The sequence below is a fragment of the Scytonema sp. HK-05 genome (assembly GCF_963872035.1).
Classification (GTDB): domain Bacteria; phylum Cyanobacteriota; class Cyanobacteriia; order Cyanobacteriales; family Nostocaceae; genus Kalymmatonema.
In genome coordinates this window covers 23,412-36,348 of sequence record NZ_CAWMYC010000079.1, presented here as the reverse complement: position 1 = coordinate 36,348, position 12,937 = coordinate 23,412, and the positions used below count along the sequence as shown (strand labels likewise).

General features: G+C 43.7%; 11 protein-coding genes. 9 read left to right on the top strand and 2 right to left on the bottom strand.

Translation table 11 applies throughout. The features are described from left to right. The first annotated feature begins 214 nt into the window (after positions 1-214). Positions 215-1,552 carry a Mur ligase family protein gene (locus AACT52_RS10630; RefSeq protein ID WP_073630692.1) on the top strand — a complete coding sequence of 446 codons (1,338 nt, stop codon included), beginning with the start codon at positions 215-217 and terminating at the stop codon, positions 1,550-1,552. A gap of 171 nt (positions 1,553-1,723) precedes the next feature. Here the strand turns inward: AACT52_RS10630 and AACT52_RS10625 are convergent, their stop codons facing one another. After that, positions 1,724-2,338 carry a TetR/AcrR family transcriptional regulator gene (locus AACT52_RS10625; RefSeq protein WP_073630690.1) on the bottom strand — a complete coding sequence of 205 codons (615 nt, stop codon included), beginning with the start codon at positions 2,336-2,338 and terminating at the stop codon, positions 1,724-1,726. A 224-nt stretch (positions 2,339-2,562) separates the two neighbouring features. Here AACT52_RS10625 and AACT52_RS10620 point away from each other — a divergent pair, with 224 nt between their 5' ends. The 8 genes from AACT52_RS10620 to AACT52_RS10585 all read left to right on the top strand — a co-directional run bounded on the left by AACT52_RS10620 (position 2,563) and on the right by AACT52_RS10585 (position 12,550). After that, positions 2,563-3,993: an MFS transporter gene (locus AACT52_RS10620; RefSeq protein ID WP_083630246.1), complete on the top strand. Its 1,431-nt coding sequence runs from the start codon at positions 2,563-2,565 to the stop codon at positions 3,991-3,993. A gap of 804 nt (positions 3,994-4,797) precedes the next feature. Then, on the top strand, positions 4,798-5,700 hold the full coding sequence (locus AACT52_RS10615) for a LysR family transcriptional regulator (protein ID WP_073630688.1): 903 nt from the start codon (positions 4,798-4,800) through the stop codon (positions 5,698-5,700). Between the two features lie 343 nt (positions 5,701-6,043). Beyond that, positions 6,044-7,165 (top strand): 3-deoxy-7-phosphoheptulonate synthase, encoded by a 1,122-nt coding sequence (gene aroF, locus AACT52_RS10610; RefSeq protein ID WP_073630686.1) that lies wholly within the window; start codon positions 6,044-6,046, stop codon positions 7,163-7,165. Between the two features lie 280 nt (positions 7,166-7,445). Continuing rightward, positions 7,446-8,381, top strand: a complete 936-nt coding sequence (locus tag AACT52_RS10605) for a chorismate transformation enzyme, FkbO/Hyg5 family (protein ID WP_198940898.1) — start codon at positions 7,446-7,448, stop codon at positions 8,379-8,381. Between the two features lie 308 nt (positions 8,382-8,689). Next, the gene (locus AACT52_RS10600) at positions 8,690-9,478 is read left to right on the top strand and encodes a flavin reductase family protein (protein WP_073630682.1); all 789 of its coding nucleotides are present in this window, start codon (positions 8,690-8,692) and stop codon (positions 9,476-9,478) included. Between the two features lie 357 nt (positions 9,479-9,835). Beyond that, positions 9,836-10,060, top strand: coding sequence for a hypothetical protein (locus AACT52_RS41335; RefSeq protein ID WP_443216629.1), 225 nt, complete (start codon positions 9,836-9,838; stop codon positions 10,058-10,060). A gap of 148 nt (positions 10,061-10,208) precedes the next feature. Then, complete coding sequence (locus tag AACT52_RS10590) at positions 10,209-11,027, top strand: type 1 glutamine amidotransferase (RefSeq protein WP_073630677.1); 819 nt, start codon at positions 10,209-10,211, stop codon at positions 11,025-11,027. Positions 11,028-11,671: 644 nt separating this feature from the next. After that, positions 11,672-12,550, top strand: a complete 879-nt coding sequence (locus tag AACT52_RS10585) for an SDR family oxidoreductase (protein WP_073630675.1) — start codon at positions 11,672-11,674, stop codon at positions 12,548-12,550. 3 nt (positions 12,551-12,553) lie between these two features. On the opposite strand, the gene AACT52_RS10580 is transcribed toward AACT52_RS10585, so the two are convergent. Further along, positions 12,554-12,799 (bottom strand): hypothetical protein, encoded by a 246-nt coding sequence (locus AACT52_RS10580; protein WP_158054602.1) that lies wholly within the window; start codon positions 12,797-12,799, stop codon positions 12,554-12,556. Positions 12,800-12,937: the final 138 nt, after the last annotated feature.

Below are 12,937 nucleotides of genomic sequence, written 5' to 3'. Positions count from 1 at the left end.
ATTTTTTTCTAAGTTTGTGCTGAATTTAGCAAACTGGGGTGGAAATAAGGGGACAAGGAGACAAGCAATAATAAGTTAACTAAAATGTCACCTGTAGTATATTATCTGTCATCTCCTCGACTGGCTATTTTGGCAACGATTGGCGAAAATACATGATTAAATTTGAAACTTAGAGTTACAAAGTAGTAACACTCAAGCATACTAGGGTACTGATGTGGGAAACAAAATTCAACTGATAGACAGGATACGATTGGCTTTTGCTGTGTCAGTCGCAAAAAGCGTCACTTTCGGAGTGCGATCGCTGCGCTTGGGTGCAGCTAGTGTTTTACCAGGTTCTCTGGCGCGTCGCATCGAACCCCGACTGTTGCAGTTATTAACTCAGCAAGTGAAGAACGGGGTGATTTTGATTGCTGGTACCAATGGCAAAACGACCACATCGCTGCTTCTTGTCACGATTCTAGAACGCAAAGGGTATCGCGTTGCTCACAACTCTACAGGCGCGAATCTAGAAAACGGCTTGATGACAGCTCTGTTGGAAAATACCAACTTAGTAGGCAATCTGAATGTTGATTACGCTATTTTAGAAGTCGATGAAAATATCTTACCGAGGATTTTGACACCGATTCAGCCTCGGATTATTCTGTGCTTAAACCTGTTCCGCGACCAACTCGATAGGTATGGGGAAGTTGACACAATTAGCAAGCGCTGGACAAAAATCATTTCTACGCTTCCACCAGAAACAGTTGTTATTCCTAACGCTGATGACCCAACTTTATCTTATCTTGGTCAGCAGTTACCCCAACGGGTGTTATTCTTTGGCTTAAATGAACCAGAAAATTATCTAGATGAAATTCCTCACGCCGTTGATTCTATATTCTGTCCCAATTGCGGACACTCTTTAGATTACAAAGGTGTTTACTTGTCTCATTTAGGAGATTTCCAATGTCCTAAATGCGGCTTTAGTAGAAGTCAACCTAAGCTTGAGAGCAGCGAATTTCCCCAAATTCTTGTGGGTTTATACAACAAATATAATACTTTGGCAGCCGCTACTGCTGCTCGCGAGTTAGGAGTTGATGAAGCAACTATCCTGGATACGATTAACAATTTCCAAGCTGCATTTGGTCGTGCTGAAGACTTAGAAATTAACGGCAAACGGGTACGAATTTTATTATCAAAAAATCCGGTAGGGACGAATGAAACAATTCGTGTCGTAACTCAAAGTCATGATAAAACGACACTGCTTGTATTGAATGACCGGACACCTGATGGAACTGATGTATCGTGGATTTGGGATGTAGATACAGAGAAATTGGTGGAACGGGGAGGGACTTTAGTAGTGAGTGGCGATCGCCTCTATGACATGGCGCTGCGTCTACGCTACAGCGAAAAAACTCCTGATAGTCATTTTAATTTGATTGTTGAAGAAGATTTACGGCAGGCAATTGCAACTGCGCTGGAACACACACCAGTAAATGAAACATTACACATTCTTCCTACCTATTCAGCCATGCTGGAAGTGCGAGAAGTACTGACAGGCAGAAAGATTCTGTGAACGCTCCTCAATAAGTTTGTTCAATAAGTTTGTAGTGAGGGCTAAAGCCCTCTTCCACGAAAGCAAGGACTTTTGTCCTGACTACAAACAAGTTTTATTATGAGTCATTTTCCAAACATGATGTGAAACATCTCCGATGACTGAAGCTCTTCTGGGAACCAATGGACACATTTATGCTGATTTCTCAATTATTTCTACTAAATTGGCATTTTGGGGCAGATGTGCTGCGATGAGCAAGGCAGCAGCTGCCTGCATCTGGCTCACTGGGACGGCTTTGCCAAAAATCTGTGCGGATACATGGGCACCGTCAATCAGCATCTGTAGTTGAGTGGCGAGTTTATCAGGATGACGCGTACCAGCACTCTCAGCCAGATCACGCAATCGGTTGCGGATTGAACACTTGTGTTCCTGGGTGATGCGGTGCCCCGGATGCTCTGGATCAGGAAACTCGGTCGTTGTGTTGAGGAATGGACAACCTCGATACCCTGGGCTTGTCAGCTTCTCACCGAGGGCATCAAACAAGTCGAGCAGTTGCTCCTTCGGTGACCCCGGATGCCGACTCATTACCTCCTCAAACCATACCCAGTAAATGCGTTTGCGCTCCTCAAGATAAGCTACAACTAGGTTGTCTTTGGTTGGGAAGTGACGGTAAAGCGTCATCTTCGCGACTCCTGAATCCTCGATAATTTTGTCAACGCCGACCGCCCGGATGCCCTCCTGGTAAAACAGGGTACATGCCGTGTCAAGAATGCGTGTACGCACTGAGCCGGTACGTGAGTTAGTCATACATCCTCCTAAGAAACACATTCTAAAAGATAACTAAAAGGTCGTGTTGAGTATTTGATAAACTGTCGAATTGTAATCTTCAGGTTGACAAAAATACAGACCTGTCTTTATCATACTTTTCAGGAAACAATACAGACGTGTCTGTATCGGATTTTTTCTGATAAAAATACAGACCTGTCTTTCTTGCAGACTCATCTGAACACAAAATCCCTAAGGAGTTACCGATGGCAAACAAAGCTCAACATGGGACGAAGGAAGAGCCATTCATGTCTGCAGCAGTAAGGAATCACGCCATAAAAGCAAAGCTAGGCAGAGCCCTGTCGCTTACGGCTCTCTGCCTGGGTTACTTCATGGTACTCCTCGACACGACTATTCTGAACGTTGCTTTGCCCACAATCGAACATAAAATGGGAGGCGCGCTGCACGGACTGCAGTGGGTAGTCAATGGCTATGCCCTCGTCTTTGCCAGCTTGCTCTTGAGTGGCGGAGTCCTGGGTGATCGCCTCGGCGCCAAGCGAGTGTATCTTGCTGGTCTCGCGGTCTTCACTATTGCCTCATTGTTATGTGGTCTTGCACCTACCCTCGACGTGCTGATCACTGCCCGTGTCATTCAAGGATTCGGTGCAGCAATGATGGTTCCTGGGTCGCTGTCGCTGATCAGGCAAGCCTATTCTGATCCCCAGGACCGCGCTCGTGCCGTGGGTATCTGGGCGGGCGTCGCCGCTATCGGTTTTGCCAGTGGTCCCCTCATCGGTGGCTATCTCGTGGAAATACTTGGCTGGCGGAGTATCTTCTTCATCAATATCCCACCGGGAATTCTTGCCGTCGCCTTAACGCGGCGCTTCGTACCCAAGATGGTTCCTAATAGGCAGCAAGGCTTCAACCTGGGCGGACAGATCCTCGCTATCGTTGCGCTCTGCGCGCTCACTTATGCATTGATTGAAAGCGGACGTTCTGGCTGGGGTGCACCGCCCATTATCGTTGCATTGCTAATATTCGTCGTGGCAGCAGCACTGTTTATAGTTGTTGAGTACTGGAGCTACAGTCCAATGCTGCCACTACAGCTATTTGCTAAGCCGTCCTTCTCAGTGGCAAATACAGTTGGTCTTTTTTTCAGCTTTGGTCTCTACGGGCAGATCTTCATCCTCTCGCTCTTCTTGCAGAACGTTCGTGGCTACTCAGCTACAGCAGCCGGATTAGCTTTCCTGCCGCTGAGCGTCGCTAGCGCGGTCACCCCTCCTCTGTCCGGATGGCTGACCGGGCGTATTGGTCCGCAATTACCAATGATTATCGGGCTGGCATCATCTGGTGTAGGTGTACTGGTGCTAGTCTCTATTGGGACTTCCACGAGCTACACGATCCTTGTTATTGGCTTTGTACTCTTAGGCATAGGTGCTGGAGTGACTGTGCCAGCGATGACTGCAACAATTCTATGGTCTGTGCCAAAAGAGCAATCGGGTATCGCTTCGGCAGTGCTGAACTCTAGTCGTCAAGTTGGTGGTGTACTCGGTGTTGCACTCTTGGGGTCATTAGTGAGTCAGCACTCGTTTACGACTGGTATGTACATTGGCCAGATCATTGTGGCTGTGATCTTCTTATTCAGTTGCATCCTGACCTTCCTCTATGTTCCCCGTCGTATGCTTCACCATAGCTAAGACTTAACAGAGGTTAGCCTAAATCGGTTGTCGGTTAAGGTTGTAAGCAACCAAAAGATTTAAGTCCCATACCTATTTACTAACCATTCCCCACAATTTCTAGTCGTGCGGAATGGTTACAGATATGCGATATGGTCTAAGTTTAACAACGTAAACCCAAGATTTTCCCACGCCCTTAGATTGAGGAATATTTTTAGCTAGTTTTTTACAAAGTTCAGCTATCACTTGCTTTATTAATAATTTTAGTTTTATAATCTACGGTAAATCAATCAACTTAAAGTGTTTTATTTTTTGATAGCCTTTTCCTAACCTTAGCTTCTTTTAACTCAATAGATCATTGGGAATTGCGACGCTACTTCAACGACAAAGGGGAAATGTTTGGAATGTGGCCTGTATTTCACTTGCGATAACCTATTGGAGGTTTACCACATTGATTAAAACTATTCCATAAGCCAGAATATCTGGCACTGTCAAACTGATTTTGATGAGTGTAGAGACGCGATTAATCAAATTTTTACTAAACATCTACCGCAGGAAAAACTATCAAATTCTCCTTTGCAGACTACTGGAGTATTAATCCAGTATAAGTAGTTGAAAAACATAAAATAATATGAGTTATTAAAATCATGATTTTAGTGATCAAGCTGCTTCGTTTAAGTCAGCTATGGCATCATAAAAATACGTTATGTATAGGTAGATGATAACAGCCAACCTCGATGAAGTCATGCGCTAGAAGTAGCCTCAAAACTAACGAAGCTCAGGCTTCTAGGAGAAATATAAACCTAAACCAAAGCTTCAATTAATATGAACTTAAATCAGCTCAAATATTTTCTTGTAGTGGCTGAAACGGGCAGTTTCACCAAAGCAGCGGAACGCCTATTTATCACTCAGCCTTCACTATCAGTAGGTATTCAAAAGCTAGAGGAAAATCTTGGGGTAAAGCTCTTCGAGCGAGGTAAAAAATATGTCCTACTAACTTCTGCAGGAAAATACTTTATGGAAAAAGCCCAAGACATTTTAAACCAATTTGAAGCGGTAAAAACTGAACTACGCTACACTCACGATACTGACAATACACTAAAGCTCGGTATCCTTCACACACTGCCTATAGTTCCCCTAGCCAAGCTCATAAGCAGTTTTAGCAAAGTTTATCCAGATATTATCATTGAGCAACTAAGTGGCGACATGGTAGAATTACAAAACTGGCTGGAAATAGGCGCAATCGACCTAGCGATTAGTGTCATCAAAGATAAGGAAGACAGAAAAACAGCGCAAATCTTGTTCCAAGAGAATTATGTAGTCGCAATTGCCAAAGAACACCCCCTAGCCAAAAAGAAATCATTATTTTTTAGTGAGCTTCATGGACTTCCATACATAGATCAGACTAGATGTGAGGTACGAGGGGACTTGCAGAGATTATTTGTGGAAAGATTTATTTATCCGAAAATAACTTACCAGGTAGTGGATGACGAAATTGCTAATGCTCTTGTTGCATTAGGGATTGGTTTAGCAGTCGTACCGACTCATAGTAGTATGCCTGGTATAGTACATTTACCTTTCTCAGACCTTAATCTAATTCGCCAAGTTGTTCTTGCATGCAGGTCTGAGCAAAATTTAAAGACTGTTAATCTGTTTCAAGAATTTTCAACCTTGTACTTCACCGAAAAGTCCTTGGCTTCTCCTAAAGCAAATGCAGCTAAATTCTAATTTTTAGAGGAGGTGTTAATTCCTCTGTTTAACGACCGTTACCTGAAGGGTGAGAAATCATAAAAAGCTGGTTTTTTCAGTATAGAGCGGAGTGTCAGTTGGGTCGCGCTCTGCTCTATTGACGTTTTTAACTTTTCCTCTGTTAGTTTGCTAATATGCCATATAACACTAATATGAAATTAGAGGAAAACTATAAAGGTTATACAAATAAACTATTTGACTTTTTATCTATTAATTTATAAGCTATTCTCATCATCATTAAATAATACTAATTAGGTGATTTTTTGGACATTTGAAGACAAAAAATGTAATATTGTTGAACTTGAAGTGAAGGTTCCAATTCATGATTGTAATTATGAAACCTGAGGCTCTTGCCCAGGAAATTGAACGAATCTGCAAAGAGTTATCCAACTGGAACGTTACATTAGAAAAAATTTCAGGCAAGCAAAAAGTGGTGATTGGTTTGGTGGGTGATACGGCAGATCTCGAGCCTCTACAAATCCAACAAATAAGTCCCTTTATTGAGCAAGTTCTGCGGATAAATCACCCCTTTAAACGGGCTAGTCTTCAATTCCGCCATGGAGAGCCGAGTTCAGTATTTGTAGAAACACCAAATGGATTGGTGGCCTTTGGTCAAAACCATCCGATAGTGCAAGTAGCTGGGCCCTGCTCAGTAGAAAATGAAGAAATGATTGTGCAGACAGCCGAGCGAGTCAAGGCAACTGGTGCTAGGTTCTTGCGCGGTGGAGCTTATAAACCGCGAACCTCTCCTTATGCTTTCCAAGGACATGGTGAGAGTGCTTTAGACTTGCTCTTCAAAGCACGTGAGGCTACAGGTTTGGGTATTGTCACTGAAGTTATGGATACAGCAGATCTACATAAAGTTGCTTTGGTCGCTGACATTATCCAAATTGGTGCGCGCAATATGCAAAATTTTTCACTTTTGAAGAAAGTAGGTGCCTTGGGTAAGCCGGTTCTGTTGAAGCGAGGTTTAGCCGCCACGATTGAAGATTGGCTGATGGCTGCGGAGTACATTCTGGCAGCAGGCAACCCAAACGTGATTTTGTGCGAGCGAGGAATTCGCACCTTTGATCGGCAATATGCAAGGAATACGCTGGATCTTGCAGCTATACCTGTCTTGCGATCGCTCACTCACCTACCAATTATGGTTGACCCTAGCCACGGAACTGGTCGGGCTGAGTATGTACCAGCAATGGTTATGGCGGCGATCGCAGCTGGGGCAGATTCCATTATGATCGAGGTTCACCCGAACCCGAAGCTTGCCCTCTCAGATGGTCCCCAGTCTCTGACTCTGGAGCGATATGAGACATTAACCCAGGAGATGGCTGTGATTGGTAAAGCTGTTGGTCGTTGGTCTCAGAACCTGCTCTCAACTAGCTCCCTAGAAGATATCTCGTTGCAGCAATCTGCTCCAAGAGTTGCCAGTTATGCTGCAAAAAAATAGTGAAATAAGGTAACCAGATGGATAATAAACGATTCAGTTGGCAGGCTTATATCTTGCATCTATCCGTATAAAGCTAGACCGAGTCTAAAGCAGCGCATAAAGTTACATCAGTTTTCTTGGCTTTTATCGATAAATTAAGAGCTTCAGGTTTACTACTGAGTGTAAAAACAACATTACCTTTTGTTTGTGCAAGATGTAAACAGACCGAGATGCTCTTTTTCCTGCCAGGATACCTCGTACTAAACAAGATCATCCAAATATACAAATGGAGTGTATTGCTATGATTACATCAGTCGCTACTGAAACCAAAACAATTCGAGTCTTATATGGACAAGAGCAAACCTATTCTATAGTAAAAGACAACACTATCGACTTGTACTTAAAAATTCCTGTCTTGGGTCAGCAAAATATAGAGGATTTAATTTCTCAATCAGGAAAAATATACCAAGACTCAGATTTTTACCTTTTCGAGACAGAAGATAAGCTAGTTGGGACTTTGATAAAAGACATTAGCTTTCCGTTAGAAAAAGATGCTTATGAAATTTACCACAATCTTTTGAGATTGACTAAAGATTGGAATTTCTTTCGCATCTGCAACTATGTTCCTTACATTATTGGCGAAACTTCCGGTTTGGAAAACTACCAGTCTTACTGCAAGGGTCGTTCATTGGCATTTGAAGAATTTTATGGCTCAGATTTAGACAACAAATTGCCATCTGCCACAGCTGTAGGAATCAATGATAACAAACTTTGTATTTATTTTGTTGCAGGTAAACAGAAGGCTGTTCATGTTGAAAACCCTGAACAAGTCTCAGCTTCCTCTTATCCTAAAGAATATGGACCTAAAGCACCCAGTTTCGCCAGAGGTACATTGACTTTTCAGGGTGGAAAACGAATAGGTTATTTGTCTGGAACAGCCAGCGTTAAGGGACACGAATCAGTAGGGATCAACGATATCACTAAGCAAATTTACACAACTGTTGATAATATGGGTTTAGTGTTTGAAGTTTTGGGATTTGGTAGAGGGATTCCTGATCCTTCAAAATATAACCGAACCTTTAAGGTCTACATTAAAAATGAAGTAGACACAACAATAGTTCAAGAACTGACTCAAAAGCTCTTCAATGCCGAAGAAAAGGATATCGTTTATTTACACTCAGATATATGCCGCTCAGAGTTACTTATTGAAATAGAAGGTCTCATTGAAGAAAAGTAATTTGTCATCGTTCAGCTATCAGCGAGAGATAGTGAATTAGACTGATCTAAACTTGCTACTTAAGCACCAGTATTACGGCGACTAGGAGTCGCTTGGAAAGATTTTCTACTTTGCTTCAAAACAATACGAGGGCGGTTGGAAGAGGTAGTGAAGGGAGATTTATATCCCGACTGCCTGTCTGTACTTCTTTCTCCTGCCCTTTCCCTAAACTTATACAGAGCTATTGTCTCAACGACAAACTGCTACGACCAGGAAAACCTCTGTATCCGAACACCAGTAACAGTCTATTTTATTTGGAAGACAAAGCCATGAAAAAGTTGTGTGATAGTAAATCAAGCTTAAGGCTAATTCTGAGACCCAACCTCGTATCTTTAGTTTCTACTGTAGGAACAAATCAAAATAAAAAATATATAAATCTTTCTCCCTATTGTTTATTTATGGAAGCTTCACATAAGCCTCCAAGAATTGCCATAGGAATTAGAAATAATAACGATACATATGAAAACATAATAGAAAACAAAGATTTTGTCGTGAATATTTGCGACTACAGCCTTAAAGAAGCTGTAAGTTGCGCTGCGGAAAAGGTCAAGAAAGGTGTCAGTGAGATAGACTATGTTAGAAGTAAAGTCGGTATCAGTCTTACTCCATTTACTTTTGAATCGATCAAATCAAGTGTCCCAGGTATTTTAGAAGCTCCTATTAATATATGGTGTCGGATAGTAGAAAATCAATTTTTAACCTATGATGAGCTATGCTACGATAGAAAACTAATCCGCACTCTCTTTGTAGCCGATGTACTTGGAATAGCCGCAACTCCAGATTTTGTCATTCCATACCAAAAGGGCTTAGATAGATTTAACCCAGAAAAGGAACTTTTATTAGCCTATGGGGCTGGAGTTTTTGGAAAAACCATGAGTGTTCAAAATTGTGAGACTATAATTTATGCCAATTATTTAAATAGAATTGCAAATGAAAATAAGGAACTAGAATATAAATTTCCTCTAATTTATTCAGATATACCTATTGAACAAGACTTTAAGATACCTATCATTAATAATGCATCATTAGTGGAAAATTTTCAGGAATTGACGCAGTGATTGACTTTATTGGCGAACTTTAAGAGCATTTCACTTGCTGGAATTGCACGGGCAGTTCAGGTTTGTGAGCAATGGTTGCAAACCTATATCAATGAGTAATATGCTCTTGTGCCACGAAGCGTGCAAGTGACACCCCTGGACTGAGGAAAGCTCAAAATTGACCTGCGACTGACCTATCTACTCATAGAAAACCCGCAATGCATGGTTGCGGCGGGCGCGGTATTTTATACAAACAAACCAGCTACTTCGTCTAATACAACCGCGCCCGCCGCAAAGGCGCTCGCCTGCTTGAGTAATTTTCGTGAAACCGAAAAAAAGAGGAGGCTAACCATTCAATGCGACGAGGTGTGGTCATTTGTGGACAATAAAGGCAACAAGCAATGGGCTTGGTTAGCACTCGACGCAGGCACGCGTGAGATTGTCGGTGTTTATATCCGCATCCGTTGTGAGGTGTGTCGCCCCCTCAGAGAATGCATCATTACTTTTTTAGCACTACCCGGAGGATTTCTCTACGTCTGGATGTCCCCATGTTCTCCGCAAATATTACTGACACACTTTTTTAACCATCAAATACACCATTGAGGTCAGATTTACGATATGCTGACCCAAAACGATATTGCTCCACCAGTTTTGGATATTCACCGGATTATCTGACCGTAGTTGGGGAAAATTATGAATTGTAGAGATGCTTCAAACAGCGCGTCTGTGGATTTGTTAGGAGTTAAGAGATATGAGTGATCAACAGTATGAGTTAACAATCGGGTGGCTGTATCCAAAGCTGATGAGTACTTACGGTGACAGAGGTAATGTCATCTGTATAGAACGCCGCAGTCAGTGGCGAGGATACGATGTCAAAGTCTTACCTTTAGATCAAAGTGCTACAGTCACTGATATTCGTTCGGTAGATGTGATTGTCGGTGGTGGCGCACAAGATCGTCAGCAAGAAATAGTTATGCGCGATTTGCAGGGTGCGAAAGCAGAAGCAATACGCGAGAAGATTGAAAATGGAACTCCAGGAGTGTTTACCTGTGGTTCACCCCAGTTGTTAGGACACTATTATGAACCAGGTTTTGGACAGCGCATTGAAGGCTTGGGCATATTAGATTTGGTGTCCGTGCATCCTGGGGAAAATGTCCGTCGCTGTATTGGCAATTTGGTCATAGAAGTGACAGCGACTCGTCTGGCGCGAGACTTGGAAGAGATGACGGGTAGTAAAGCTTATTTGATTGGTTTTGAAAATCACGGCGGACGCACCAAGCTGGGAAAAGTGGAAGCACTGGGGCGTGTAGCGTACGGGTTGGGCAACAATGGTGAGGATGGGACAGAAGGAGCATTTTATCAGAATGCGATCGCCACTTATTCCCACGGTCCTCTGTTACCGAAAAATCCTTTTGTCGCCGACTGGCTGATTCAAACAGCGTTGCGGTTGAAGTATCAACAGCCTATCACTTTGTCATCTCTGGATGATCCCCTTGCTATGCAAGCGCGGGAGGCGATGTTTAAGCGGTTGAAAGTGAACCTTCCAAGCGTTGCTGCTGCTAAAGTTTGAATTTGAAGTTAATTGTAGGGTGCGTTAGCGTATGCGTAACGCACCAATCGATTAACAACTGTAATATTTATCATTTCAAAAGACGAATGAAGCCAGCTTGCTCAAAGTGATGATCTGTGGTCAACGCTTCCATCAAACCACATTGCTGCATCAGTATAAAATATTGAACGAAAAATTTAGCTGCAAGACAAGGCTGTTTTTGAATCAAAGATAGTTTGAATTTTACACATTACTTTTCAGCGGTAGTGAGTTTACTCTCCTAGAAATTGAAGCTGATAAGCTCCTAATTGAGCCATTCTAATCTTCTGCTATACATTAGGTAGCACTGATATCTCTTTTTTCTAGCTCTTTTAGCTGAAAACGCTTATTGAAGTTTCATAAAGCATTAATTCTAGATGCGTTTGCGCTCTCGGAAATTGCCAATTCATTCAAATACAAATGTATTTTGAAACACACAAGAAATTAGAACTAATCTCATTCTGTAGTTAGAGGTTGGGTAAAGTAATACCCAGTTAATTGTTAACTAGCAAGAACAAACAACGCGCATAAGAACCACAGCAGATGCTGCGCTAGCTGCTCTCGTTCGAGCAGATCTATGCGTATGCGCGCTTACTTTACTCAAGACTCGGTTGAAAGGAGAGTTAATGACCTCACAAAACCTACAGGAACAAAGACCGAAGCCGCCGTTTCCCGAACAACAACAACAGGAGCCGGGACTAGAGTCACAGATGAACCCGAAGCCGGACTACGGCGAAAATTCCTATCAGGGTTCCGGAAAACTGCAAGGCAAAGCCGCCATCATCACCGGTGGCGATTCTGGTATCGGGCGGGCAGTCGCGCTTGCCTTTGCCCGCGAAGGTGCTGACGTGTTGATTGCCTATCTCAATGAAGAGTCGGACGCGCAGGAAACCGTTCGTATCGTTGAGAAGGAGGGGCGCAAGTGCGTCGCGATCGCAGGCGACATCCAGCAAGAAGCCCATTGTCAACAGATCGTTGAGCAGGCGCGTAACGAATTCGGCAAGATCGACATCCTCGTCAACAACGCTGCTTTCCAGATGACGCGAGAGAGCCTCGATGAGATTTCGTCAGAGGAGTTCGACCGCACATTCAAAACCAACATCTACGCGATGTTCTACCTGTGTAAAGCCGCCGTGCCCCACATGCAGCCAGGTAGCGCCATCATCAATACCGCCTCCATCAATGCATCTGAACCGAAGCCCAAACTACTGGCGTATTCGGCTACCAAAGCAGCGATCGTGAACTTCACTGGTGGGTTAGCGCAATTGGTTGCTGACAAGGGCATCCGGGTTAACAGTGTCGCGCCGGGTCCCGTGTGGACACCCTTGATCCCAGCGACAATGCCAAACGAACAGGTGACACAGTTCGGGCAGCAGTACCCAATCAAGCGCCCCGCGCAGCCAGCGGAACTCGCGCCGATATATGTGCTGCTCGCTTCAGATGAAGCCAGTTACGTTTCGGGTGCGGTTATTCCCGTTACTGGCGGTCAGCCCGTCCTTCCATGACGATCAGGTTTTTGGCGTGACCTTCTCCCCGTTTTGGACGTTCCAGCACTGGTGCTGGTGGCGCGCCAGGACAGCACCTTTCCCTGGTAAGGACCAGCGTGGGTCGGCGAACACATGCCGAAGGCACGAACCGTGTTCTTTGAAGAGAGCAGCCATATGCTCTTTCACGACGAACCAGAAAAGTTCAACGCGACGATCGCAAACTTCCTCCAGCAGTCCGGCGAGCGGGTTGGCGCGGCAATCGTCCATGGGTAATAACAGATTGGCACTCGAGCAGTAGACCAATCTTAGCGTTGACGCGATCAACTCACCTTCAAGACTTGACTCACCACAAGTTGAAGCCGCATAAAGCTGTACTCTGACGTTCTGCTTTATGCCCAATGACAA